Origin of the sequence: Enterococcus sp. AZ080 (genome assembly GCF_051714945.1) — a bacterium.
In the GTDB taxonomy this organism is placed as follows: Bacteria; Bacillota; Bacilli; order Lactobacillales; family Enterococcaceae; genus Enterococcus_B; species Enterococcus_B pernyi.
On record NZ_JBIOSV010000001.1, the window covers coordinates 268,181 to 294,240 of the forward strand.

Sequence of the window (26,060 nt, forward strand, 5' to 3'; positions counted from 1 at the left end):
GATGGTAAAGGAAAATTTTTTCTGGGGAGATTCCTCCTCAAGTATGCAAACTGAAGGTGCTTGGAAGGAAGGCGGAAAAGGATTGTCTGTTTATGACGTTCGTGAAGCGACTGAAACTACTTCAGATTGGAAACATGGGATTGATCGCTATCATAGATATGAAGAAGATCTTGATTTGATGCAAGAAATGGGTATGAATTTTTATCGCTTTCAAACTTCTTGGTCACGTGTCAATCCTACAGGTGATGGAGCATTCAATGAAGAGGGTCTCTTATTTTATGATCATTATATCGATGCGATGCTAAAACGGAATATTGAACCCATGCTATGTCTCTATCATTTTGATATGCCACTCCATCTTGCACAAAATTACGATGGTTTTATGAGTAAACACGTCGTAGATGCTTTTGTGGAATATGGGAAAAAAATGGTGGATCGTTACAAGAATAAAGTCAAGTATTGGGTAACTTTCAATGAACAAAACTTGTATTCAACACCGTTGGCACTATTATACGGGGGAACATTGAATACTGAAAATACAACGGATAACATTCATCAAATCGCGCATAATATCATGGTCGCACATGCCAAAATCGCCAACTATATCCATGAAACGACAGATGGACAAATCGGTGGGATGTTAGCCTATTCCAATATGTACCCTGCGACAAATCACCCCAAAGATGTATTAATTGCGAGAGAATGGGATGAGTTTATCAACCAGAATCTTTTGGATGCTTTTTGTGGGCGTAGTTATTCGAAACAAGTTTTGACGTTTGAAAAACAGTATTTGAATGTAGACATGACAGAGGAAGAACTTACTGAAATCGGAAGACTAACAAGTGATTATTTAGCGTTCAGTTACTATTGTACAGGAAGTATCAGTCATAAAAATATTCCAGCAGACGTTGCACCAAATTATTATTTGACGTATGGTGAAGTAGAAAATCCATTTGTTTCGATGAATGACTGGAATCTAGGAATTGATCCTCTTGGCTTTAGAGATATCATCAACAAGATGTATCAAAAATACAATCTACCGATTTTTCCCGTTGAAAATGGGATAGGCACGCAGGAAAATTGGGATGGCCATACACCTATTGAAGACGACTACCGCATTTATTACCATGAACAACATATTAAAGCAATGAAAGATGCAATGAGCATTGACGGCTGTGAAGTACTAGGTTATCTTGGCTGGGGATTAATTGATCTACCTAGCTCAAAAGGTGATATGGAAAAAAGATACGGGATGGTTTACGTCAATAGAGGAAATCATGATCTACGTGATATGAAACGCATACCTAAAAAAAGCTTCTATTGGTTCAAGGAATTTCTTCAAAAAGAGCAAGGCTGATAGGATGAGTAAATAATAGCAAAATAGATAGTTGCATGTATTCGCTGGATCAAGTGGATACATGCAGTTTTTTTTGTATATTCTTATTTGTTTGAAGAGTTAAGTGATGAATCAATAATACAGTTAGTCTGCTGAATGTTCACAAGCGACTATCTAGGCGGGATTTTTTACTTTATAGTTTGAAGGAAATACTTTTTTTATTTTCAAAAAAAATTGGTTCATTCTTTCGACATTTATCCAATAGAATAATTATTAAAGGGGGGGAATTACGATGGAACACGAAACATTGGAAGGGCTTAGAGAAAGAAAACAGCGTAAATTAGCATCAGTTAAAGAGCAAGCATTAAATGAAGTCGACAGAAATAAAGAAGTAACTAAAGATAGTAAAGAAGTATTACACAGTGGTGATTCTCAGACTATTGTGCAAAGCGAAAAAAATAAAGAGAGATAAATTTTCAAAAATCTAGAATATGAATAGAAGAGACTTGGACGTCCCGCCATCCTGTTCGATTGATACTACTTTCTAGATTTGTATGGTCACAGTGAATCTTAGAAACCAAACTTCTTCGAAAGAAAGGAGAGCGTGATGAGAGAAAAAGATCTAGAAAAGTTAAAAGAGAAAAGAAGACAAAAAATCGAGGGTATCAAACAACGTTCTTTTACAGAAATCAATAAAATCAAAGAGAAAAATATGAAGAAACTTAAACTAGAAAAAATGGACTTTAAAGAAAAAAGAACAAAAGATCAAAAAATGAAGGCTATGTATTATAAAATTTTAAGTCTCTAGAAGCGTTTTTGCATAAGTCGTCAACAATGCACAATCAGCCTCCACACCCAAAATTCTTCAAGTTTTGGATGTGGAGGCTCTTTGTGATGATCGTAAGTTTAAGATAAAACAGCTGCTGCAAGTGCCTGTTGTACAGCGATGATATTCTTATCTTTTCTAAATTGTAACGATTCAGCGGGTAATTCTGCGCTAGAGATCCAAATTTTCAATTCGGCATCTAAATCAAAATGCCCACTTGTTTCAATCGAAAAACGTGAAATCGAACGGTAAGGGATCGATTTATATTCGCTTTTTTTACCGGTCATTCCTTGTTTATCGACGATAATCATCCGACGGTCGGTAAAAATAATCAAATCACGTACTAATTTGAACGCTAACTCTACCTGTTCCATTGGAATCAGGATTTCTTGAACTTCTCTTGTGATATTGGTTGTATCTTTTTGGGTAGCATTTCCCATCAAGCCATCAAATAGTCCCATAAAAGCACTCCTTTAGTCGTAGGATAAAATTATAGTGATACTTCTATTTCATTGTAACAAAGGTTTTGAATGAACGATCAATTTATTCTTCAAAAGAACGAAAAAATTGAAGATGTAGGTCTAAGTTGGATCGATTCATACTAAACAGATGGTTTGAGCTTTGACTTTATTAGTGTTACGGTTGTTATGTAATTAAGAATAGAGGAGGAAAACTATGGGGAAATATGATTTACCGCAAGTAGAAACTCATCTTTATATTAATGGCAAATGGCTTGAAGGCTCTGAAGGAACAGTTGATGTCGTCAATCCAGCAACTGGTGAAACATTAGCAAGCGTTCAACAAGGTGGCGAAAAAGAGACAAAAGAAGCAATCAAGGCTGCCAACAAGGCTTTCGAAGATTGGTCAAGAACAGCACCAAGCGAACGAGCAAAATTAATGAATAAAATAGCTGATCTTGTAGAAGAAGACAGTGAACGTTTAGCAAAAATCATGACGATGGAACAAGGAAAACCGCTTGCTCAAGCGACGGCAGAAATCCAAACAAATGTCGAGAACCTTCGCTGGAATGCAGCGCAAGGTCAACGAATCATGGGAGAAATCATTCCTTCACCTGAAGGAAAACAATGGCAAGCACGTAAACAACCAATTGGTGTCGTCGGTGCCATCACACCATGGAATTTTCCTTCTAATATGATCATTCGTAAAATCTCACCGGCAATCGCCGCAGGATGTACGGTTATCTTAAAACCAGCAAAATCAACACCTTTATCAGCACTTGCGCTGATGGAACTATTCCACAAAGCTGGCTTTCCAGATGGCGTTGTAAATATCGTCATGGGTGATTCCTCAACGATCGGGAAGATTTTATCTGAATCGAATGATATCCAAAAAATCACATTCACAGGCTCAACAGAAGTCGGACAAATTCTAAATGAACAAGCAGCACCTACCTTGAAAAAAGTTTCCATGGAGCTAGGTGGACATGCGCCATTTATTATTTTTCCAGATGCTGATGTAGAATTAGCAGTCGATACATTGATCAAAACGAAATTTATCAACAATGGACAAGTATGTACGTCACCAAATCGAATTTTTATCCATAAAGAAATCAAAGAACAAGCAACAAAATTGATTGTGGAAAAAATCAGAGAAGTGACTGTTGGAAATGGATTAGACGATCCAACTACGGGGCCATTGATCAATGAAGAAGGCGTAAAAAAAGTTGAAGAACAACTAGAAGATGCAGTAGCTAAAGGAGCAGAAATCTTGGCTGGCGGTCATCGTCTAACGGACGGAGAATATGCAAATGGCTTCTTCTTTGAACCGACAGTATTAGATGGTGTAAAAAAGGAAATGGATATTTTCTACAATGAAACATTTGGACCAGTGATTCCAATCATTACATTTGAAGACGAAGAACAAGTAATCAAAGATGCCAATGATACGATTTTTGGTTTAGCATCGTATTTCTTTGCGACAAATATCCATACGATCCACAATGTAAGCAATAAATTGCAATATGGCATGGTTGGCGTCAATGACACGGCCATCTCAAATTCTGCGACGCCATTTGGGGGAGTCAAACATTCAGGATTTGGCCGTGAGAACGGAACTTTTGGGGTAGAAGAATATGTCGAAGTGAAGTTTGTGACGATTGCATCAGAGAAATAAATGATAAGATAAAAAAGAAGAGGGATGATTGCATAAAATCATCTCTCTTCTTTTTTATTTTGATGATACTCATGATAAACATGATAGAGGTTCAGTTCGTACTCTTTCTTTGCATTTGTAACGACCGTATCTAAAATCATACCGGTAACTAGTGAAAGTAAAGCTAGGATCATCAATCCTGTACTTAATATGGCTGAAGGGACTTTAGTAATAAAGCTCGTCAACATAAACTCCCGAATGACAGGAATCCCAGTGAACAGACCAGCTAAAAAGAAAATGACTGTCCAGATATTGAAAAATAGGATAGGTTTATAATCTTTACACATTTTAATAATCATCATAATGACTTTGAAGCCATCAGAAAAGGTATTCAATTTTGATTCGCTACCTTCTGGGCGATCACGGTAATCAATAGGGAGCTCAACTAATTTGAATTTTTTATCTAAGGCATGAATGGTCAATTCCGTTTCGATTTGGAATCCCGCACTCATGATTGGGAAGCTTTTAACAAAAATACGATTAAATCCGCGATAGCCAGTCATCACGTCTCTTATTTTTGTTTTATATAAACGAGTGATCGTATTTTTAACTAAATTATTGCCAAAATCATGGAAGGCGCGTTTATTTTCTTCAAAGTAAGTGCCATTAGAAAGACGGTCGCCAATAACCATATCAGCTTCGCCAGAACGTAATTTTTCTAAAAGTCCATGTACGGCTTCGGCTGGATATGTATCATCTCCGTCTACCATCAAATAATAATCAGCATCAATGTCAAAAAACATTTGACGTATGACATTTCCTTTACCTTGACGAGGTTCTTTTTTTACAATAGCACCCGCGGCAACTGCTAAGTCGTAGGTGTTATCCGTTGAGTTATTGTCGTATACATAAATATCTGCTTCTGGTAACTCTCGTTTAAAGTCGGCAATGACTGTGGGAATCGTTGCTTCTTCATTATAACAAGGAATCAGGACAGCAATTTTTTCTGTGTGATTCATTTTTCACTCTCCTAAATAAATTGAAAAAGTTTAAACTAAGCATAACCTATCATGTACGTTTATACCAGTTTTTACGCAAAAAAAGAAGCTCTTATCCATAGGAAAGCCTATTTCTAAGAGAATCTTTTAAAAATGAAATCAAGCATCTGTTCCTTTTTTTCTAGAAATATCTAAAACAGTACCAGTATAGGCATCTGCTAAAAATTCATAATAGACGACTTCACCATCTTCTATGCGAGAAATCCCACCACGATAAGCTTTTGAATGGATTGCAAATTTACGTGTCGGTTCTTTCTCAAAAGAGATCCAGGAGCCTTCAATCGAGCCTTCGTCTAAAAATGCTTCTTTGATGGTAGCTAAGACTTCATCAGCGGACATCGTTTTGTTACGGTTGTACCATAGTGCAGTTGCCACGCCACTTAATAATCCTAAACCAAGTCCGACAGCTAAACCACCTTTGAAATAGGCCTGTTCACTTTCTTCATACATACTGCTTGCCCTCCTTTACAATTACACAAGTTTCTTTGGCTTTATTTTACCACACTATCGGATTTTCTTTGAAATAAATAACCGTTTTGAAATAAAATACGGTATAATGATCACGATAGATTTGTCCAGATGCTATTTTTTTAAGACAAATCAAAGCTGAGATTGAAAGGAGACAAGTCTGAATTATAGACGATCATTATTATGGATGAAAAAACATTTCAACGTATCAAAGAATTAACAGAATTACAAGGAACAAGCGGTTTTGAACAAGATATCCGCGCGTACATGGAACAACACATGGAGCCACTAGTTGATGAATTACAATTAGATGGATTAGGTGGGATCTTTGGATTGCGCCATCACCAAGAAGCGGATGCCCCTCGTGTCATGGTGGCAGCACACATGGATGAAGTTGGTTTTATGTTGACACAAATCCAAGATAACGGATTGTTCAAAGTGGTTCCGCTAGGCGGTTGGAATCCTTATGTAGTGTCGGCTCAACGCTTTACATTGAAGACATCAACAGGGAAAAATTACCCATGTATTTCTTCTTCCGTGCCTCCACATTTATTACGTGGTACAAGTGGTCAAAAGTCAGTCGAAGTAACAGATATTTTATTTGATGCTGGTTTTGAATCAAAAGAAGAAGCAATGAGTTTTGGTGTCCTACCAGGAGATACGATCGTACCTTATGCGGAAACGATCAAAACAGCAAACGGCAAAAATATTATCAGTAAGTCATGGGATAACCGTTACGGTTGTACGATGGTCTTGGAAGCATTAGAAGCCCTAGAAAAAGAAACATTAGGTCATACGCTGATCGCCGGCGCTAACGTCCAGGAAGAAGTTGGTTTACGTGGATCAAAAGCTTCAGTGAACAAATTCAAACCTGATCTATTCTTTGCGGTAGACTGCTCTGCAGCAGATGATACAGTAACGAAAAAAGGCACATTTGGTCATCTAGGAGAAGGCACCTTGATGCGTATCCAAGATCCAGGATTGATCATGTTGCCACGTTTACGTGAATATTTACTAGATATTGCTGAAACAAACAATATTCCATATCAATACTTTGTATCAAAAGGTGGTACCGACGCGGGTGCTGCTCATACACAAAATGAAGGAATCCCAAGTACCGTTATCGGTGTGGTTGGGCGCTATATCCATACGCATCAAACGATGTTTAGTATCCGTGACTTTGAAGCAGCCAGAGAAATGTTGATCCAAACATTGAAGGGCTTAGATAAATCAACGGTGAATACGATCGTTTACGGAAAATAAGTAATCAACGAGTGAAGGCTATCCGCTTTTGCTCGTTTTTTATTTTTTAGATATAGTTTGGTCAGTTTTTTGTAAAGGTGTATAATTTAAGTAGAATATAGAATAAGAAAGAAGTGTAAACCTATGATTACTCCTAAAAGTCTTGAAGAAGTAGCCGGTTATGTTGAAAAAGGCAATCATATCTTTTTCTTTACTGCCGATTGGTGTGGTGATTGTCGCTTCATCAAACCACAAATGCCAGAGATCGAGCGTCGCTTTTCAGATTGGACATTTGTCGAAATGGATCGTGATGCGTATATCGACTTAGCAGCAGAATGGAATATTTTCGGTATTCCAAGTTTTATTGTCATCAAAGATGGGAAAGAGCTAGGTCGTCTGGTCAATAAAGATCGTAAAACAAAAGAAGAAATCGAACAATTTTTAACAAAAACGATTCAGCAGTGAGAAACGAGAGGAGTGGGAAAAATGGAACAAGCATATAAGAAAATATTAGTTGGAATTGACGGAAGCGAGCAAGCGTTTGCTGCATTCAAAAAAGCCGTTGAGGTAGCTCGTAGAAATGAAGGCACAGTATATGCGACGAATGTGATCGACCAACAATTTTATCAATTTATGGGGTATACGCCTATTGACCAATCCTTGATCGATCAACAGACTGAATCAGCAAAAGAATTGATTGAAGAATGTAAAAATTACGGCAAATCCGTTGACTACCAAAAAATAGAAGGTATTGTGGCTTACGGTTCGGTCAGAGAATCTATGGCAGTAAAACTACCAAAGAAATATCAAATCGACTTGATCATGATTGGTCAATCAGGGTTAAATGCCGTTGAACGTTTTATGACTGGTAGTGTGGCAAGCTATGTGATTCGACAAGCTCCGTGTGATGTCTTAGTCGTTTCAGAACCAAGAGAAGCCTAGTTTTTGATTCAATAGGCAGATCCTTGAACAAAAAAGACGAGGAAACGAAAGATGGTGCATTTCGTTTCCTCGTCTTTTTTTGTGATCCGTGCTTTCTTTTTATTCCGGCAAGCTTTTCTAAGAGAATTTATCATGCAAGAACCGCCTTTTTTTGTTAAGATAAAGCAAGAGAGTTTGGCGCTGGACTATGTGGGGTTTCCCGAAAGTACGATGTATTCAGTTGCCATAAATAAAAAACAACTTCAACAAATGATATTGGAGGAAACAAAATGATTTTTGCTTATAATCGCGCACATGTGGGCGACACACTAATGGTGATCGTAGCCGACGATAAAGGGACGGAAAATACCGCTATTCGCAAATGGAATGTTGCGCAGATCAAAGATGAATCTGGCCAAATCGTTGCATGGAACTTTTTCCATATCTCAGATTATCTAACAATTGAAGGCAACGGCCAAGTAACAATCTCAGAAGAACAACTAGCTGAATTGAACCGTTTGATCAAGGAAGCTGGCTTTGAAGAAACACTCGAAAAAGACAACCAGCCGAAAATCGTTGTTGGTTACGTCAAAACTTGTGAACCCCATCCAGATTCAGATCATTTATCTGTAACTGAAACTGAAGTAGATGGTGGTGAAGTTTTACAAATCGTTTGTGGCGCACCAAATATCGAAGCAGGTCAAAAAGTAGTCGTTGCCAAACCTGGTGCAATGATGCCAGACGGTATGATGATTTGGCCTGGAGAATTAAGAGGGGTCAAAAGTGATGGAATGATTTGCTCTGCAAAGGAACTTCACGTACCTAACGCCCCAGAGAAAAAAGGCATCTTAGTTTTACCTGAAGATGCGATAGTTGGCGAAGCATTCAAAAACTAGCAATAATAAAAAAGACGACTACCTCCACTGAGATAGTCGTCTTTTTTTATTAATTATTTGAGCCATTGGAACTATTTGAATTTCCTTGATTTAATGCAGTATTATCAATTGTCAATTTGATATCTACAGTTTTTTCTTCTTCGCCACGGTAATAAGTGATCTTCACAGTGTCACCAACTTTTTTACCATAAAGCACAGACTGTAATTCAACACCAGATGAGACTTCTGTATCATCGATTTTTGTGATGACATCATATTGTTCTAAGCCAGCTTTTTCCGCAGGCGTTGCTGGTTGAACCGAACGAATGATCACGCCATTTGTTACAGAAGATGGTAATTTCAAGATCTGTTCCTGTTGTTGTGTAGAAACGGCGGAAAGATCGGTCATTGTGATACCCAGTGCAGGGCGTGTTACTTTTCCATCTTTTTCAAGTTGATTGATGATATTTACGACATCATTACTTGGAATCGCAAAGCCCATTCCTTCAACACTTACACTTGAAGAATCAGAAGTCGATGCAATTTTACTTGAATTGATACCAATGACTTGTCCTTCGATATTAACTAGTGGACCACCAGAGTTCCCCGGGTTGATCGCTGCATCTGTTTGAATCGCGTTGATATTGACCGTTTCATTAGATTCATTGGTACTTGTCACTTGGCGATTCAAGGAAGAAATGATCCCTGATGTTACGGAATTCGCGTATTGAGAACCTAGAGGAGAACCAATCGCAATCGCAGGTTCGCCGACTTTCAATGAAGCAGAATCGCCAAATGAAGCAACAGTGTCGACTTTGTCAGCACTGATTTTCAACACAGCTAAATCAGTGTAAGCATCTGTACCGACTAATTCTGCTTTCACTTTTGTTCCATCTTTTAATAAAACTTCTAACCCTTGTTGTCCATCGACCACGTGATTATTCGTCACGATATAAGCGGAACCGCCCTCTTTTTTATAGATCACACCGCTACCTTCACTGTAAGCTTGCAATTCGCCATCTTCGCCACTACTTTCTTGTTGTTGGCCAAATAATGAACCAAACGGGTCAGATGATGAACTTTGTTTTTGTAGGTTGATAACAGAAACAACTGCTCCTTGTACTTTATCTACTGCAGAAGTGATATCTGAATCTACATTGACTTTTACATTTTCGACAACTGTTTCGCCTGATGCATTTTGTGTCCCACTGCTAGAAGAAGTCGTTACTGAGTTACCACCTCCAGTTGCTGCATAAAAAATACCGAAAGTCAGTAATCCGCCAATCACGCCACCAACTACGCCAAGACCTAGCTTTCGCCAAATGCCATTAGATTTTCTTTTTTTCATTTTTGGTGTCACATCTCTTCTGTCCATGTGATCTGCCTCCATTTATTATTTTCTAGATAAGTTAAGTATAGACTTATTTACTAGATTTAGTCTACTTCCAGACTGTGAACTTTTTATGAAAAACATTAGGAAAAATAATTGTTTTCAGATGAAAAAATTAAATACAAACTTATACACAGAAATTGTGGAAAAGTATTTGTAAAAAATGCGTATAATTGTCCATAAAAGTTATCAACAACTTGTGGGAAAAGTGGAAAAATCTGTGCGAAACATATGTTTGCTTAAGAAATACTTATGAAACAAGTAATAAAACCACGATAAACTGTGGATAAACCTGTGGAAGATGTGTATAACTATGTGGGAAAACTTTTTTAAATCACTTTCTTGAATAAGCATCCTCAATTATAATAAGGAAGGAATAAATCGACATGGAAGAATGAGGAAAGGAAATAATTATGAATATAAAAATCATCTCAGTAGGAAAATTAAAAGAGAAATATCTGATTCAAGGAAGCAATGAGTACGTTAAGCGACTTAAAGCCTACGGGAAAATCGAACTAATAGAAGTACCTGACGAAAAAGCACCAGAAAATCTTAGCGAAGCTCAAATGCGCCAAGTCAAAGAAAAAGAAGGCGAGCGTATACTCGCAAAAATCAAAGATCATGAATTTGTCTACGCTTTAGCGATCCAAGGCGAAAATCCTACTAGTGAAGCCTTTGCAAAGCAAATTGATCAATTAGGCATCCAAGGAAAAAGCCAGCTCGTCTTTGTCATCGGTGGCTCGTTAGGATTAAGCGATGACGTCATGCAACGCAGCAATGCCCAAATCTCTTTCGGCAAAATGACCTACCCCCATCAACTGATGCGCCTGATCCTCGTTGAACAAATTTATCGCGCATTTCGGATCAATACTGGGGCTCCGTACCACAAATGAAATAATTATCCATATCAAGATCGACTGTCAATAAATGGCGGTCTTTTTTTGTTATTTTAACGATTATGAGACTAAAACGATGTTTTATGATATATTTTATTTTTTCAATTGATTATTATATTAAAATGGAAATATGTCGAAGGTGTAAAATTAATTTTATCAGTTATTTTATTTGATCAAAGGGCTCATTTTTTTATGAAATAATAAAAATCGCTTTAATCGTTTTAAATATGAAAATAATTCAGAAAAAATTCGTATTTAGTTTAAGAAGACCAGTATCTAAAGAGCAAAGCTATCGTTTAGGAAAAAGAATGTTGCAAGAAATCAACCATCAAATATCTAAGAAGGTGAACGAATGTCAATAGACAATGAAATGATCTATGAGAATCAAAAAGAAATTTGGAAAGTGGAACAGCAACAAGACGAATTAGTAAATGGGAAACGTAGGTTAGAAAACCAGCTCCTTCAATTAGAAAAAGAACTTCAAAGAGGTTTTCGCCAATTATCTGAATTGAATCATGAAGATATCCAACAAGGTATGACCAATGCAATTTGGATGCAGAAGGAGTATGAAGCAAAGCAACAAACATTTCAACAACAATTTCATCAGGCACATGAAGAACTTGATTTTTCGTACAGGAAAACTTTACAAGGATTAGAAGTAGAAAGAGAAGAGTTGTTTGCAGAAAGGAGAACATTTGAGTGGGGAATCATCAGAATTTATGTCAGCGTTAAAGAAGAACTTAGCTAGTAGTAAAGAAACGATCAATCAACTAAAGAGAGGAAGTCAAAAAGTCGTGTCAGCTGTTAACGGAAACGAATTATCTGGTGCAGCATATACAGCAGGAAAAGGATTATTTAGTGAATTGATCATTCCGACAATTACACGAACAACGAATGCGATTGAAAAAATTGAACAGGAGCTACAAAGGTATAAAGTCTCGGATCAGATTGTAGCAATGGAAGGATACTTGGATGAGAACAAACTGAACCAGCAACTGGCGACGACGCGAGTTATGAAAGCATCAGTAGACACGACTTCTGCTTTTGTTCAGTCCAAAGCACAAAGTAATCCGTTCGTCGGCATTCTCGAAACATTGCTAAATGTCCAACGATATCTAGAACGTATGTCAGAGAGCTTTCAACAAGATATTGATCAATTACAAAATAAGCTAAAAAAATTACATAATTTCAATTCTCAAACTAGTGGATTATTCAGTCATAGTTTGGATGAATTGAAACTGGCAATGCAGGGTGTATTAGTGTTAAAGAATACGAGAGTGAGGACAGATGGTTCATATTTGTTACCCGAGGGGATAAATAAAAAGTGGTTTACTGAGGTTGGAACTGATAATAAGGTGAAGCAAATATTGGAGAAATTGACTGAGAAGATAGACTATGCCCATTCTATAGGGAACACTACATTAAGTGTCATCAAAGAATATGGTAAAGCAACTAAAGTAAAAGCAATAAGACTTGGGTCTAAGTCAGTTTCTAATTATTCGTTCTCTCGTACAACTAGGTACGCTAAAACATTAGAGAGTGTTAGTGATGATTTATTAGATTCAGTGGAAATTGTAAGAAGTAATAATATGTGGAAAGGTATAGGGATTGCTGGTACGATTGCAGTTATAGCTTTTGATTATGATACTCAAATGAGTAAATATAATGATATTGAAAGAGCAACTAGAAATACAGTTGCATATACGATAATAGATGCTAGTGGCAAAGTTATGGGGGCTTATATTGGGGGCATTCTTGGAACCTTGATACTAATACCTGGTGCAGGATCCGTACTAGGCGCAGTTATTGGAGCTGGTATTGGGAGTTTTGGAGAGCATGTATATGATTGGATTGAAACGGGGAAAGCTAAAAAAGCTTTTGATAATATTGGAAAAACTATTTCTTTAGGAATAAACAGTTTGAAAAACGATGTTGGTAAAGTCTTTGCCGGTTTTGGGCAATCATTAGGGAGTATATTCGGATGAAAAAGAAGAAGATTATTCCACTTTTGAAAATATCAGGAAATTCATCAATATATTTTGATTTTGAAAAGAGCACTCCATATGTACAACATTTTAAAGGGGCTTATACGGAAACAGCAGGAAAAAGCTACTCTAAAAGTAGAACTTTTTGGACAAGTCAAGTTCTTATGGTAGGAATGGTGACGTTTGGAACCATTTTAGATAGATTACTTATTTTTCCAGTTTTAGTTAGTTTACTTCTTGTGTGGTGTCTAGGATATGTGTTAGCACACGTTTTTATAGGAATAATGATAACTAATTCATTGGGAGAAAAAGAATATAGAAATTTTTCTCCCAATGAAATTCAAGGAGTTGTATCTAACTCACCAAAGTTTTGGATATTGTTGTTTGTCGAGTTTTTATTGACTATAGGAATACTCTTTGTTTCTATTATTTCGATTTTTGATCATATGCTAAAAGGTGAAGATTTTATAGAACTTTTATTTGGTGTGTTTAGTTTAGCAAGTTTAAGAAAAATAGTACCGCCTATTTTAGGAATTAAAGCAGGGGGAATACTAAAAAAACAAATAAAGGAAGGAAAATTTCATGATCAATAAACATATTTTACCATTAGGAAGTGTAGTGCGATTAAAAGGCGGAGATATCAAACTTATTATTGTTGGACGGGCACAGCTTTTTAATAATGAAGGAGCGATTGGTTATTTTGACTATTCTGCTTTAGGTTATCCGCAAGGTGTAATAGCGGAATCCAATTTTGCATTTTTTAATGATAAAGATATAAAAAAAGTCTTATTTGAAGGATATCGAGATGAGCAAGAAGTAGCGTTTGCTAATTCTTACGAAGAAAACATAAAAAACATACCTTATCCTAAATTAGTGATTGAAAGAGAGATTGAAGAGGAACCAGAAACTTTTGGGTTTTAAAAATTTAGTTATTAATATGGAATAACAGAAATAAAATACTATAGAACTGTTTTGAAACTAATTAAGTAATAGCTTATAGTGCTAAATTTTTCAGAATCAACTGAGAAACTTGAAGGAGGCTTTAGAGGATAGGAAACAACTGTGCCCAAGAGATTAAAAGAATTAATAGCAGATATTATTTACTGGAATTAAATGATAGATTGTACATTGTTGATTATTTTAAGTTAATGAGGCTGAGAAACTTTTTTCCGTTTAGTACCTTTTACAACAACGCTCCGAAAGAAAGTTGGACTGCATATAAAGTAACTGGATCAGCAGAAATTTTTGAAGGTAAAAAAACACCTGAAATACAATTTTATGTTCCTGAATCTTATGGGATTTTCAGTGTTTTTGTAATTAGTCCTTTTCTTATATTTTTGGGCTATCTTGAATCAATATATTTAGCTCTATTGATTGCTAGTCTTCTTAGTACATATGGAATAATATCAACCTGTCGACTATTACATAACAATAAGAAAGTGAAAGAACTAGTTAAAGATACGACAATTGTACAGTTAGTACTTGTTGAAAATAAAAGGTCAAAAATCTATGTTGTTCAGAGTAATTTTTTTTCATGTGTATATGGTATATTTGTAGGCTACCTATTTATATCAGCAATTTTATCAGGTGACTTTTGGGAGGTTATTTTTGTTTTGTTAGTATCACCTACAACTTCATTAATATTTGGAAAAATCATATCAAATTTTAGAGAAGTCCCAGATGTATCTTCTAAATATCAAATTGAAAAAAGATAAAAATCACATGAAAGATTATCAATTGAAATGATTGTACATTTAAAACCATTATTCTAATCTATTACGGGAATAAACAGAAGAACGTTTGAAAAGAAAGAATATGACTACTAGAATTTCCAAAATTTAAGTTTATATAGAATGTGTATTTATTTTTTAGTCCACCTTTAAGTATTTAGGAACATAGGTGCTGTATCTTTGAGTATCTATCAAGAAATCCTACCAAATAAAGAAAAATTAGGAAATCATTCATTGTTCCATAGGAATCTTGTAATAATTATTTGATAAGGTATCATCGTGGGGGATTGAGAAAGAGGATTCGTAATTTATGCCTAAGATTACAATGATGTTTTTTATTTTTCCAAATCAAAATCGTTCGTTATTTTTTTAAGGGACACATAGATATGCGAAATAATAAGAATTTTCTGAAAATTACTCTTTTGTTTCTCTCATGAAGATGTTAAAATGGTTGTTAAACTATAAAGGGGTGATTGTTTGTTAGAGAAATTCTTGGACATGTCGTTAGTTCAACGTATTGGTTGCGGTATTTTAATTGGTATAATATTAGGTATTTTTTTACCGACCTGGGGATTTATTGCTTTATTAGGAACGTTGTTCGTTAGTTGTTTAAAAGCGATTGCGCCGCTGTTAGTGTTTTTCTTGACTGCAGCTTCAATTGCAAAACATAAAATGGGGAATGAGACATTTGTAAAACCGATTTTAGGATTGTATTTAGGGGGGACTTTTTTCGCGGCTTTTGTGGCGGTGATCACTAGTTCGATTTTTACGGTACCGATCACTCTGCAGGAAACTGCTTCGGAACAAGCGCCTCAAAATATTGGGACTGTTTTATCAACGATGCTGACCAATGTCACACAAAATCCGATTCAAGCAATTATTGACTCTAATTATTTAGGTGTGCTATTTTGGGCGGTATTATTAGGATTGGCATTGCGGGCACGTACGGAAGCAACGAAAGAAGTTATCGATCAGATTTCGGTCGCATTGTCACAGGTGGTTCAATTGATTATTTCTTTCGCTCCGATCGGTATTTTGGGGTTAGTTTATGAATCAATTGCAACAACAGGTCTTTCTGGACTGACCGAGTATCTCCAATTAGTTCTTGTGTTAGTAGGTACGATGCTCTTTGTTGCTTTGATCATCTATCCATTACTTACTTTTTTGTTTATCAAAGAAAATCCCTATCCATTAATTTTCTTTTGTTTAAAAGAAAGTGCAATTTCTGCTTTCTTTACGCGTAGTTCTGCGGCGAACATTCCGATCAATATGATGTTGGCAGAAAAACTGAAATTAACAAAAGAATCTTATGCTATTTCGATTCCATTAGGAGCAACGATCAATATGGGGGGAGCAGCAGTGACGATTACAGTGATGACGTTAACGACTGTTCAAGCACTAGGTATCGAAGCTTCTTTCGCCTTAAAATTGATTTTAAGCATCTTGGCGGCTTTAGCTGCTTGTGGTGCATCTGGAGTAGCTGGGGGTTCATTACTATTGATTCCTTTGGCTTGTAGCTTATTTGGTATCTCAAATGATATTGCGATGCAAGTGGTAGGAATCGGGTTTATTATTGGGGTCATCCAAGACTCAGTTGAGACAGCTCTAAATTCTTCCAGTGACTTACTATTCACCGCAATTGGTGAACTAGGTGCTAGAAAAAGAAATGGCGAGGATGTTTCGATCAAAAGTCGTTTGAGTGAATTGCAATAGAGGAATCTTTCTATCGTCATTTGTTAACAGGGCTATCACAAAAGGTCGGGCCTTCTTCTACGGTGATTGGAGGGACCATTCTCAATACGATCATCGTAGAAGTTTGTGAACAGTTGATTTCTGAGGGAGTGAAACACCCACCGATTTTTTATTCTGCCAATATAGACGGTGGCGATCAATTGAATGCTGAATTATTTGAAACGTACAAAGAGGTCATTCATTATCCATTCACTTAAACTAGCTCGTCGTGAACCATTGATTTTAAAATGATAACTTTTTTGAGAATATAGTTAATAAGCTCTATCAAAGCAAAAAATCCTTTGATTTTAAACCACTGAATGTGACAGAATCAATAGGATTTTTTGTTTTGCAATTAAATTGAAAATGTTATTCTGTATATAAGAATAAAAGTGTTTTGGAGGAGTACATGGTTTTTTTACGACGTTATGGGCTTTATTTTTTATTTCTAGGAGTGTTGAGTGATTTTTCAACACCTTATATTTTGGGCTTGTTCTATCCAGGTTTAGATCAATTAAGGCTGCCAATCAGTGTATTCGGTGACGTCACAAGTCCAGTGAGAACATTCTTTCTTGTTTGTTCTGTTTTTTCAGGCATCTTTTTTAGCTTATCCTTACCTGCGCTGTATTCTTCGTTTGAAAAAGTATCTACTCATTTAGCGAAATTGTTGGTTGTTTCACTAGGTTTCTATGCGATAGGCGATTGCCTTTTTACAGGATTGTTTAGTCTTAACACCCAAGCTACTTCGTGGGATTTCTCAACGTGGGTACATAATGTTGGTTCTAGTTTAGGTTATAGTGGCTTTCTTTTATTTCCGGTTTTTGCTTTATTGCTCTATCGAAAAGAAGCGAATCAACCAATCAGTCGAGTGTATATCGTTTTTATCAGCTTGAGTCTGCTGAGTGCGATGATTTACGGACTGGCAAGGATCCCAGTGCTGAATCACCTTCCACTATTAGATAAACTAGGTTTTTGTCAAAGATTGAGTTACTTCTTCAATTATTTAACGATCATATCAGTAGGTACCAACCAACTAAAACGAGTGACAAAATAGCTGTTTGGGTGAGCGAAATGGTTATTTCTAAACAATCGAATAAGCGAGCTTCCTGAAGAGGATTTTTTCGAGAAATGAGCCGCGCAAGCCAAAAATAGGAGAGACTATTTTCGACTTGTGCGGCTCATTTCTCGAAAGTAGGTACTTCTGCTACTTTCTTGCTTGAAAAATTAGTACAGGCTTTCTTACTTTTCTGCCAACTTAATTGGCAGAAATCTCTACTTTTTATTTTGGAAGCGCAAACATATACTTGGTTCAGAAAGGAAAATCAATCATATGAAAACGAGAACGATTGAGTTACTTCAAAGATTTAGAGCATATCATTATCCAATCAAAGCGGAACAATTAGCGTTAGAGTATCAAGTCAGTCAACGAACGATTCGTCAAGATGTGCTGGATGTCAACAGTTGGTTGCGAGCCAATCAATTAGCAGAGATCCAAACGGTTCGTAAGCAAGGGTTTCTGTTGCGTTTAAGCGATGAGGAAGAAAAAAGACTGACAGAAGCATTGGTGACTTATCAAGAGGAGTTGTTGAATCGTGACGAGAGGACCTTTGATTTAGTGTTATCAATTGCTTATGAGCAACAGCCAGTTTATTTGAATCGTAAGGAAGAAGCATTCATGATCTCGAAAAGTACGATGGACGAAGATATGCGTCGTTTGCGAGCGGATTTGATCAAATACGGTATCGAAATCGTGAGTTTTGGCAGACAGGGATTGGTCTATAAAGGAGCGGAGCGCTCCATCCGCACGATGATTTATGACTTGATTAATAAAAATCTAGGGAGAATTGATTTTTCAGCAAGAAACGGTACGAAAATCACTGCGGCTCAAAGAATTTTCCAACAGTATTTTTCACCTTCGGAGATTGTAAAGCTCGAAGCCATCTATACAGATACTATGATCAGACAAGAAGATGATATCTACAAAAATCAACTGTTGCTGTTTACAATGATCTGGGTCCAGCGAGTCAGAAAGCATGAACTTATTTCAGCAATCAATTGGAAAAATAATAACGAAAAAAAAGACTGTTTCACTGATTTTATTGAAAAAGTCATCGTTGAGTTTCGCTTGACAGACGTTCCACCGGTTGAAAGAAACTACCTTCGTTTTACGATTGAGACATTCAGTTCAAAAGATATCAGTAATTCGTTGGAATGGGTCCAAGCCCAACTGTTGACGATCCAACTGATCCAGTTCGTCGAGGAACAGACCCGTATCCCATTTCACTTAAAAGAAGAAATCCTGTGTGAAAATCTTTATAAACATATGACGGCTTTGATCATTCGCATCAAACATCGAATCCAAGTCACGAATCCTTTGAAAGAAAATATTCGGGCCAATTACCGCCCCATCTATGAAGCAGTTGAATTATTTGTCCCAACGATCGAGGAAGTCATTGGTGGAGAGATAATCGAAGATGAACTTGCTTTTCTAGTGATCCATTTTTCGACGATTGCTAGCACGATCAAACAGAATGTCATGTACATGTATAAATCAGTGGTGGTTTGTCACCATGGACTGGCAACAGGCAATCTATTAGCAGAAAATTTAAAAGAGAAGTTCCCACAAATTGAAGTTGTCGTGGTATTGAGTTCTAAAGAAGCGGAGTTGGTGGATAAGTTAGATGTCGACTTGATTTTCAGTACGTTCCAATTATCAGATCAGAACAAACCACTGCTTGTGTTGGAGCCTATTTTAACCGATGCGAATCGTCCGATCATTGCAGATTTTTTAAATGCTCACCAAAAGGTCCAACGACTGATTCCGACAGAGAGTGGGCAAACAGAATTGTTTACCGACGTCTTGCGGATCGTGGAAGAAAGTGGAGGCAAGATTGATCGGCCAATCTACACCAAATTAGAAACATTATTTGAGCAAAATCATTTAGAAATCAATAAAAGGGAGATCCAACCAATGCTAAAAGACATTTTGACAGATAATCATATATTGATCCAAGAACACGTAGACAATTGGCAAGAAGCGATTGAACGAGTGGCTAAACCATTGTTGAAAGAAAATATCGTTGAGTCAAGTTATGTTGATGCGATGGTCCGTGCAGTAGAAGAGTATGGCGCCTATATCGTTATTGGCAAGAATCTGGCATTAGCCCATGCCAGACCAGAAGATGGCGTCAATAAGTTAGGCGTGAGTGTCGCGACAATTCGTCAGCCAGTTGATTTTGGCAATGAAGAGATGGACCCAGTAAAAATCATTTTCTGCTTAGCAGCAGTAGATTCATATTCCCATTTAACCATCATGAAGGAGTTGATCGAGTTGATCAATGACGAAACGAAATTGACTCGTTTGATCGAAAGTCCAAATGTAGATTTATTTAAAAAACGACTATTTAAGTAGCTAAAAGGAGAGAGTGGAATGAACAAATTGAATATTTTATTTGTATGTGGCGCAGGACTAGGAAGTAGTTTTGCCGCTCAAATGTCAGCCGAGGATGTATTGAATAAATTAGGCGTAACAGCTAAGCTGGATCACTGCGATATCTCTTCGGCCGTTTCGATGAAGCCAGATGTGATCATTACCGCAGAGAATTTTCGTTCACAATTTGAAAAATTTACCATTGATCCGACAACAGCCATGATTTACTTGAAAAATATCGTCTCAAAAGTTGAGATCGAAGAGAAGTTAACACCAGTTTTACAAAGTAAGGGAGCTATCTAATCAAGAAAAAATAGGGGGAGAAAATATGGGCGTTATCAATTTTATTATCGAAAATATTTTGACTCAAGCATCGATCACGATTGCCTTGATTGCGATGCTAGGCCTGATCCTGCAAAAGAAATCAACGGGTCAAATTATTTCGGGTACATTGAAAACATTGCTAGGATTTCAAGTTTTAAGTGCGGGTTCGAGTATCATCGTCGGTAGTTTGACATATTTTGGGCAAATTTTTACCGAAGGGTTCCAAATGGAAGGAATCATCCCGTCAATTGAAGCAATCAATGGTCAAGCAATGAATGAACTTGGTCTAGGTAGAGATATCGCGTTAACCTTTTTAGCTATTTTTATCTTTAATATCTTACTTGCCCGTTTTACGAAGTGGAAATATATCTTCTTGACTGGTCAAGCAATCTTATGGATGGCGACGATGACCACTGTATTTGGGTACTTCGCTGGGTTACGTGGGTTTGTCTTGATTTTAGTTGGTGGTTTCATTGGGGCAGTGTTTGCTATTGCGATGCCAGCGATGGCGCAACCAATCATACGTAAGGTCACCGGTTCAAACGATATTGCTTTAGGGCATTTTTGTACGATCGGCTATTTATTTGAGGCTGGGGTAGCAAAAATCTTTGGTGAAAGAGGCGAGAACAAGAAATCGATTGAAGACATTAAATTGCCTGCTCACTTTGAATTTTTACAAGATACGTATTTATCAGTCATGGTGGTGATGGTGCCACTTTATATCGTGACTGTGTTGTTTGCAGGAGAGACGTTTGCGGCTGAGCTATCAGGAGGTCAAAACTATATCATGTTTGCCTTTTTACAAGCCATCCAGTTTGTTGTTGGTGTATACGTATTACTTTCAGGGGTACGTTTATTACTAGGCGAAATCGTTCCAGCGTTTCGTGGGATTGCGATGAAACTAGTTCCTGATGCGATTCCAGCGTTAGATTGTCCGGTGTTCTTCCCTTATAGTCCCAATGCAGTGATTTTAGGGTTTATCACAACAACGATCGGTACGGTCATTGCGATGTTTACGTTGCCGATGTTTGGATTAGCGATGATTCTGCCAGGGATGTTGACGAATTTCTTTGCTGGGGGGACAGCGGGTATTTTTGGTAATGCAGTTGGGGGACGACGAGGAGCAATCATTGGTGGAATCGCTCATGGCTTCTTTATTACCTTGTTGCCAGCATTATTAGTAACGATTTTCAATTCAATGGGATTTGTTAGTGCGACAGCGACAGATGTCGATACAGTAGTGGTAGCGCTACTGTACGCTTGGATCTTAAGTCCGATTTTAAAAGCATTCTAATGTGAAAGTAGGGAGCATAATGTTTGGTTTTTTGAAAAAGAAAAAAGAGCAACCTGAAGTAATACAGACGCTTTCCATCGAAGAAAAAGAAGAACTTCAAACAACGATCGAACGACTAAAGAAAGATATCGACCAGACAGAAGAAACAGACCAACGAGCGGTTCTTTTTGAACAAGTAGGACTAAAGCTCGCTGAGTTAGGGGATAACGATCAGGCAATCGAACACCTTGAGAAAAGTTTATCACTGAAGAAAAGTATCAATGATGGGTACAAGAAGTTGATGTCTTTATATAATGCAAAAAGAGCAGAAGCTGCACGAGCTGGGGACGATCAAGGAATTGATCATTATATGGGGAAAATGGACGAGATGCGACAAATTGCTAAACAACTTACGATTACAGGGAATAAATAAGAATAAAGGTGGCTATAAAAAAAATGTATACGACATTAAAAGAGGTAACAAAAACAGCAGAAGCTTTGAATTTTACCGTGGGCGCATTCAACACGCATAACTTAGAGATGTTGCCAGAAATGTTACGAGCAGCCAAAGAAATGGGTGCGCCGATCATTATCCAAACAAGTGTGGATACGGCGAAATATATTGGGATGAATGTCTTAGTCAATGTAGTGAAAACGATTGCTGAAGAAGAAATGGTGGACGCTGTTCTTCATCTGGATCATGCGCGTGATTTCTCTGATATCAAGCAAGCAATCGATAGCGGTTATACTTCAGTAATGTATGATGGTTCCCATCTACCTTTTAAAGAAAATATCTTGAAAACAAAAGCAGTCGTTGAATACGCCCATGCTCGTGGTGTCTCAGTAGAAGGGGAGCTAGGAACGATTGGTGGGACGGAAGAAGGAATCCATGTGGCAGAAGATGATAAAGTGTATACGAAACCCGAAGATGCGGTAGAATTCGTAGCAGCAACTGGAGTAGACGCATTAGCAATTGCTATTGGAACAAATCATGGACAATTCAAATCAAAAACAGAAGTCAATCTAACACTCCTGAAAGAAATCGACGCAGTAGTCGATGTTCCCTTGGTCATCCACGGCGGTACTGGAGTGAAAGAGGAAGATTATCCAGAGTTGATCAACCATGGAATACGTAAATTCAATGTTGGGACAGAGCTACTTGTCAACTGGACGAAAACAGCAAAAGAAAGCTTTGGGGAAGCAGAAGTCAGCCGATCATTACGCCACAACGTGATTCCAGCCAACGAAGCAGTAAAGGCAATCATCAAACATAAAATCGGCCTGTTTTTGAATACAGGAAGTGAGGTCTATGCAGGAAAGAGCTAAAATGAAAAAATATTTGTTTCTTTTGGCAGGAAGTCCTGGGACAGGAAAAACTTATTTGATGGAACGACTGTTCGAACGTTTTCCAACGATGTATCGTCTTACCTTAGATGAAGTCAAAGAGTATTACGCTGAATCAATTGGGTTCGATAATTTAGCTGAACGAGCAGAGCAAGAAAAAAACAAGGTGTATCCATTCTTTTATCAGGCATTGGAACTGTACATGGAAGCAGGGAAGAAAGTGATTGTTTCAGAGTATCCTTTCAGTGTTAAACAAAAAGGACCATTAGAAGCCTTATCAAAAAAATATGGATATGAAGTGATCACGATTCGCTTGCACGCAGACTTTGATGTACTATGGCAACGACGTTATAAAAGAGATCGTGATCCTGAACGTCATTTGAGTTATATCATGAACCATTATCATTATGGGGATACATTGGACGATCGATCGTTAGGAACCAATCATATCACCAAAGAAGAATTTAGAGCTGTTATAAATGATCGAAAGTATGAACACTTTGAACTTGGAACGCTTTATACATTCGATGTGACTGATTTCACCAAAGTGGATTATACACCGCTGTTAGACGAATTAGAGTGGCGAGTGGCGAATGACCAATAAAAAATAATATCTAGTTGATTGATTCAAGTTTTGAATGAATCGTAAAAAGTGAAAGCCTATCCTCCTATTTATCGAGAGATAGGCTTTTTCATTTTTATTACTAGATTTTTGTGCCATATGTCAAAGTGACTCTTTGGTGGATAACCAATCTGATAATTCCTTTAAGACTGTTTGGACTTGGGGCTCGTTTGTTTGTTTCAAAAAGTCATGTTCTAAATCATAAACAGGTTTGAATCGACTATTCGGGATCTGTTTGCTTATCCTTTTACTTGAAGCAAAAGGTACTTCTTGGTCTGAGATGCTGGCGGTACTATAGCAAGGAGGAAAAACTGCAAGTTCTGTTTCACTAATGGCATAATCCGACCAATCCAGTGATTTCGGTAAGCGATAGTAATCGGCTAAGATTCCTTGTTGTCGTCCATAGTAATAAAGTAAGGCGCGACCCATCAGTGGATCGTCTGCCGTGGGTGTTTGTTGATCAATGTCTATAAGCATTTCTTCTGTTAATGTGTGTGTGGTGGGAGTGGTTTGTTTCTTCAGAAATTCAAAATCAGCATAGCCATAAAAATTGATTAGGAAATTGGGTGAAAGCCCTCGATCCACACACAAATATTTGGTTAGGTGGAACATCAAATAACTTCCGGCAGAACGCCCGCAAATACCAAAGGGGTGTTCATGAATGATTGTCTTTTTTAAGGCATCAAAGCTTTCATTTAGTTTTGCAATGATTTCTGTTACAGATGTATTTGGTGCCAACAGGTAATCAAGAGCTAGCAGAGTGTAGCCATGAGCTAAAAAGAGATCTTTTAGCCTATTGGGTATGTCACCTTTTGATCCGTAAATCAATCCGCCACCATGCAAATAAAGGATATATTTCGGTGTATCACTCTGAGCAGGATAAATGGTTACTGTAATGTCATCGAGTAGTTGTTTGGTTTCTTTCATTTGCCTGTCTCCTCATTTTGATAATATAGGCGCCAATCTCATGATTGATCATTTGTAACGGATTTGTTAAATCAATTGATAGATAATTGGAAATTTTGTGGAGACGATAACGAATCGTTTTAGCATGTAAAAACATTGCTTCTGCTGTTTGTTTGTAGTTCCGATTGTGTTGTAAAAAACAATAAAAAGTTTCAAATAAGTCATAGTCTGTTTGAGCCAACTGCACCAATTTTAGAGGGATTGCTTCTTGCAATGTTGCTATCTGATTTTCTCGAATAAAATGTTTGAATATGCCGATATCTTCGGATGTCACAACAGGACCATTGTAAAATGAGGTATTGAAATTCAAAATATCCAAACATTCAAACAACAATTCCTTGATTTCCTGTCGTGGTTTTGCTTGGCTGATGGCAAATGTTACTTGTTGATTTTCTGCGAGTATTTCTACCATCAGACGTGAAATCTGATCTTTAGTGATAGGCCCTTCCGATTGAGCAAAGTTGAATAAAACAGCTGAATATTGATGTTGGTCAAAGAAAATCGCCTCTTTTTTCAGTGTCCGTAAAAGTGTAAGGATGCGATTTTTCATTAATTGCGTTTGCATCTCTTTAGTTGAAAAGACGATTGTCTGGTAAGTATCTTTTGACTGCATATGCGCTTCTTGTAGCAAGCTATCTAGTTCTTCAGGATTTCGTGGTGTATTTTGTAAAATCGCATCAGCTAAATTATTTAAACGAGTATAGCGTTCTTTTTTCAATAGGCTTTCTGTATTGAATTTTTCTTGCAAGGCGTCAATGGCATTTTCGATAATGACTAGGTCGGTTTCTTTGATTTGTTGGTTGTTCAGATAAACAAGCAATAAGCAATTGAGAGAATAGTTATTGAAAATCGCAATCTCTAATGCATAGCGTTTTTTCGAGTCTGTTTGAGCATAAAGTGTCAGTAAAGAATAATCGTTTTTCATGAAATCTGTTTGTGGTAGCGATTCACGTGAGAGTACGATGGCATCGGTTGGAATCATCCCTTCGCAAATTTCGATTTCTTTATCAAGCAATTTTAAGGAAAAAGGAAGTTCGATGATTTGATAAAACTCTTGCATGATCGTTTCTAAAGAAGAAAACTGTTTTTCTAGACGGTTGAATCTTTGGCGTGCTTCATAGTAGGTTCGTAAAGTATGGGCATGTGCATTGAGTAACGGCTCATAAATCGTTAATAAAATTTTTTCATAGCTGATCTCTTGACTAATTTTGATCAATGGGATTTCATATTTGAAGCATAACTCAATAAACCATTCGGGGATCACCTTGATAAAACGATCGGTTTTTAACACAAGACCGCTGATCCCGATTTGACACATCTTGATGAAAAAATCTTCCAGTTCTTTTTCTGACAAGTCGTTCAATGCATAAAACGAGGTCAGGATCAGCTGATTTTGTTTGCTCCAATTTTCGATATCAATGGCTTCTAAGACCATTGCAGTTTCGACTTCATTATCTAAACCAATCTCATTCGTTAGAATCTTCCCTTTTTTTAGTTCACCTAGCAATAATAACTCCCTTAATTTCATCAT

The 26,060-nt window shown here is 37.1% G+C and carries 29 protein-coding genes and 1 pseudogene; 24 read left to right on the forward strand and 6 right to left on the reverse strand.

Annotated elements, in window-relative coordinates; all coding sequences use genetic code 11:
- Position 1: 1 nt before the first annotated feature.
- The 3 genes from IGK01_RS01275 (at position 2) to IGK01_RS01285 (ending at position 2,144) form a co-directional block, all read left to right on the forward strand.
- A complete protein-coding gene (locus IGK01_RS01275; protein ID WP_438840442.1) occupies positions 2-1,357 on the forward strand; it encodes a glycoside hydrolase family 1 protein in 1,356 nt (451 codons plus the stop codon).
- A 271-nt stretch (positions 1,358-1,628) separates the two neighbouring features.
- Positions 1,629-1,808 carry a hypothetical protein gene (locus IGK01_RS01280; RefSeq protein ID WP_010736535.1) on the forward strand — a complete coding sequence of 60 codons (180 nt, stop codon included), beginning with the start codon at positions 1,629-1,631 and terminating at the stop codon, positions 1,806-1,808.
- 135 nt (positions 1,809-1,943) lie between these two features.
- Positions 1,944-2,144 carry a hypothetical protein gene (locus tag IGK01_RS01285; protein ID WP_010736534.1) on the forward strand — a complete coding sequence of 67 codons (201 nt, stop codon included), beginning with the start codon at positions 1,944-1,946 and terminating at the stop codon, positions 2,142-2,144.
- Positions 2,145-2,242: 98 nt separating this feature from the next.
- Here IGK01_RS01285 and IGK01_RS01290 read toward each other — a convergent pair whose 3' ends face one another.
- Entirely contained in the window at positions 2,243-2,623 is a 381-nt protein-coding gene (locus tag IGK01_RS01290) for a PH domain-containing protein (protein ID WP_010736533.1), read from the reverse strand.
- Positions 2,624-2,837: 214 nt separating this feature from the next.
- On the opposite strand from IGK01_RS01290, the gene IGK01_RS01295 reads away from it, so the two are divergent.
- A complete protein-coding gene (locus tag IGK01_RS01295) occupies positions 2,838-4,295 on the forward strand; it encodes an NAD-dependent succinate-semialdehyde dehydrogenase (RefSeq protein WP_438840443.1) in 1,458 nt (485 codons plus the stop codon).
- Positions 4,296-4,333: 38 nt separating this feature from the next.
- Here the strand turns inward: IGK01_RS01295 and IGK01_RS01300 are convergent, their stop codons facing one another.
- Positions 4,334-5,293 carry a glycosyltransferase family 2 protein gene (locus IGK01_RS01300; RefSeq protein WP_062805833.1) on the reverse strand — a complete coding sequence of 320 codons (960 nt, stop codon included), beginning with the start codon at positions 5,291-5,293 and terminating at the stop codon, positions 4,334-4,336.
- A 138-nt stretch (positions 5,294-5,431) separates the two neighbouring features.
- Positions 5,432-5,782, reverse strand: a complete 351-nt coding sequence (locus tag IGK01_RS01305; RefSeq protein WP_019724280.1) for a PepSY domain-containing protein — start codon at positions 5,780-5,782, stop codon at positions 5,432-5,434.
- A 201-nt stretch (positions 5,783-5,983) separates the two neighbouring features.
- Here IGK01_RS01305 and pepA point away from each other — a divergent pair, with 201 nt between their 5' ends.
- The 5 genes from pepA to ytpR all read left to right on the forward strand — a co-directional run bounded on the left by pepA (position 5,984) and on the right by ytpR (position 8,859).
- Complete coding sequence (gene pepA / locus IGK01_RS01310; protein WP_023518981.1) at positions 5,984-7,063, forward strand: glutamyl aminopeptidase; 1,080 nt, start codon at positions 5,984-5,986, stop codon at positions 7,061-7,063.
- Between the two features lie 123 nt (positions 7,064-7,186).
- Positions 7,187-7,507, forward strand: a complete 321-nt coding sequence (locus tag IGK01_RS01315; protein ID WP_019724278.1) for a thioredoxin family protein — start codon at positions 7,187-7,189, stop codon at positions 7,505-7,507.
- 21 nt (positions 7,508-7,528) lie between these two features.
- Positions 7,529-7,984 carry a universal stress protein gene (locus IGK01_RS01320; RefSeq protein WP_010736527.1) on the forward strand — a complete coding sequence of 152 codons (456 nt, stop codon included), beginning with the start codon at positions 7,529-7,531 and terminating at the stop codon, positions 7,982-7,984.
- Between the two features lie 51 nt (positions 7,985-8,035).
- The gene (locus IGK01_RS01325) at positions 8,036-8,257 is read left to right on the forward strand and encodes a hypothetical protein (protein WP_010736526.1); all 222 of its coding nucleotides are present in this window, start codon (positions 8,036-8,038) and stop codon (positions 8,255-8,257) included.
- Complete coding sequence (gene ytpR / locus IGK01_RS01330) at positions 8,254-8,859, forward strand: YtpR family tRNA-binding protein (RefSeq protein ID WP_409173721.1); 606 nt, start codon at positions 8,254-8,256, stop codon at positions 8,857-8,859. The genes IGK01_RS01325 and ytpR overlap by 4 nt, the downstream gene beginning before the upstream one ends.
- Before the next feature lie 49 nt (positions 8,860-8,908).
- On the opposite strand, the gene IGK01_RS01335 is transcribed toward ytpR, so the two are convergent.
- Positions 8,909-10,213: a S1C family serine protease gene (locus IGK01_RS01335; RefSeq protein ID WP_010736524.1), complete on the reverse strand. Its 1,305-nt coding sequence runs from the start codon at positions 10,211-10,213 to the stop codon at positions 8,909-8,911.
- Positions 10,214-10,641: 428 nt separating this feature from the next.
- Here IGK01_RS01335 and rlmH point away from each other — a divergent pair, with 428 nt between their 5' ends.
- The 15 genes and pseudogenes from rlmH to IGK01_RS01410 all read left to right on the forward strand — a co-directional run bounded on the left by rlmH (position 10,642) and on the right by IGK01_RS01410 (position 23,545).
- On the forward strand, positions 10,642-11,121 hold the full coding sequence (gene rlmH, locus IGK01_RS01340; RefSeq protein WP_010736523.1) for a 23S rRNA (pseudouridine(1915)-N(3))-methyltransferase RlmH: 480 nt from the start codon (positions 10,642-10,644) through the stop codon (positions 11,119-11,121).
- A gap of 355 nt (positions 11,122-11,476) precedes the next feature.
- On the forward strand, positions 11,477-11,872 hold the full coding sequence (locus IGK01_RS01345; protein WP_438840444.1) for a hypothetical protein: 396 nt from the start codon (positions 11,477-11,479) through the stop codon (positions 11,870-11,872).
- On the forward strand, positions 11,802-13,109 hold the full coding sequence (locus IGK01_RS01350; protein WP_438840445.1) for a hypothetical protein: 1,308 nt from the start codon (positions 11,802-11,804) through the stop codon (positions 13,107-13,109). The genes IGK01_RS01345 and IGK01_RS01350 overlap by 71 nt, the downstream gene beginning before the upstream one ends.
- A complete protein-coding gene (locus IGK01_RS01355; RefSeq protein ID WP_062805828.1) occupies positions 13,106-13,702 on the forward strand; it encodes a hypothetical protein in 597 nt (198 codons plus the stop codon). Before IGK01_RS01350 ends, IGK01_RS01355 begins: the two co-directional genes overlap by 4 nt.
- Positions 13,692-14,030 (forward strand): DUF4176 domain-containing protein, encoded by a 339-nt coding sequence (locus IGK01_RS01360; RefSeq protein ID WP_224434436.1) that lies wholly within the window; start codon positions 13,692-13,694, stop codon positions 14,028-14,030. The genes IGK01_RS01355 and IGK01_RS01360 overlap by 11 nt, the downstream gene beginning before the upstream one ends.
- Positions 14,031-14,230: 200 nt before the next feature.
- Positions 14,231-14,824: a hypothetical protein gene (locus IGK01_RS01365; protein WP_023518987.1), complete on the forward strand. Its 594-nt coding sequence runs from the start codon at positions 14,231-14,233 to the stop codon at positions 14,822-14,824.
- A 492-nt stretch (positions 14,825-15,316) separates the two neighbouring features.
- On the forward strand, positions 15,317-16,552 hold the full coding sequence (gene sstT, locus IGK01_RS01370; RefSeq protein ID WP_034691300.1) for a serine/threonine transporter SstT: 1,236 nt from the start codon (positions 15,317-15,319) through the stop codon (positions 16,550-16,552).
- A 23-nt stretch (positions 16,553-16,575) separates the two neighbouring features.
- Positions 16,576-16,788: pseudogene (locus IGK01_RS01375) on the forward strand (hypothetical protein); the annotation flags it as partial.
- A gap of 191 nt (positions 16,789-16,979) precedes the next feature.
- A complete protein-coding gene (locus IGK01_RS01380; protein ID WP_062805824.1) occupies positions 16,980-17,624 on the forward strand; it encodes a DUF998 domain-containing protein in 645 nt (214 codons plus the stop codon).
- 276 nt (positions 17,625-17,900) lie between these two features.
- The gene (locus IGK01_RS01385; RefSeq protein WP_062805823.1) at positions 17,901-19,982 is read left to right on the forward strand and encodes a BglG family transcription antiterminator; all 2,082 of its coding nucleotides are present in this window, start codon (positions 17,901-17,903) and stop codon (positions 19,980-19,982) included.
- 18 nt (positions 19,983-20,000) lie between these two features.
- Positions 20,001-20,303 carry a PTS sugar transporter subunit IIB gene (locus IGK01_RS01390; protein ID WP_010736508.1) on the forward strand — a complete coding sequence of 101 codons (303 nt, stop codon included), beginning with the start codon at positions 20,001-20,003 and terminating at the stop codon, positions 20,301-20,303.
- A 25-nt stretch (positions 20,304-20,328) separates the two neighbouring features.
- Positions 20,329-21,618 carry a PTS sugar transporter subunit IIC gene (locus IGK01_RS01395; RefSeq protein ID WP_023518995.1) on the forward strand — a complete coding sequence of 430 codons (1,290 nt, stop codon included), beginning with the start codon at positions 20,329-20,331 and terminating at the stop codon, positions 21,616-21,618.
- A 19-nt stretch (positions 21,619-21,637) separates the two neighbouring features.
- On the forward strand, positions 21,638-22,030 hold the full coding sequence (locus IGK01_RS01400) for a tetratricopeptide repeat protein (RefSeq protein WP_169058418.1): 393 nt from the start codon (positions 21,638-21,640) through the stop codon (positions 22,028-22,030).
- A 23-nt stretch (positions 22,031-22,053) separates the two neighbouring features.
- Positions 22,054-22,923: a class II fructose-bisphosphate aldolase gene (locus IGK01_RS01405; RefSeq protein WP_438840446.1), complete on the forward strand. Its 870-nt coding sequence runs from the start codon at positions 22,054-22,056 to the stop codon at positions 22,921-22,923.
- A gap of 1 nt (position 22,924) precedes the next feature.
- Positions 22,925-23,545, forward strand: coding sequence for an AAA family ATPase (locus IGK01_RS01410; RefSeq protein ID WP_349521016.1), 621 nt, complete (start codon positions 22,925-22,927; stop codon positions 23,543-23,545).
- Positions 23,546-23,665: 120 nt separating this feature from the next.
- Here IGK01_RS01410 and IGK01_RS01415 read toward each other — a convergent pair whose 3' ends face one another.
- Together IGK01_RS01415 and IGK01_RS01420 are read right to left on the reverse strand one after the other, a co-directional pair.
- Positions 23,666-24,490, reverse strand: a complete 825-nt coding sequence (locus tag IGK01_RS01415; protein ID WP_438840447.1) for an alpha/beta hydrolase — start codon at positions 24,488-24,490, stop codon at positions 23,666-23,668.
- Positions 24,462-26,057, reverse strand: coding sequence for a PucR family transcriptional regulator (locus tag IGK01_RS01420; RefSeq protein ID WP_224434441.1), 1,596 nt, complete (start codon positions 26,055-26,057; stop codon positions 24,462-24,464). The genes IGK01_RS01415 and IGK01_RS01420 overlap by 29 nt, the downstream gene beginning before the upstream one ends.
- Positions 26,058-26,060 lie beyond the last annotated feature (3 nt).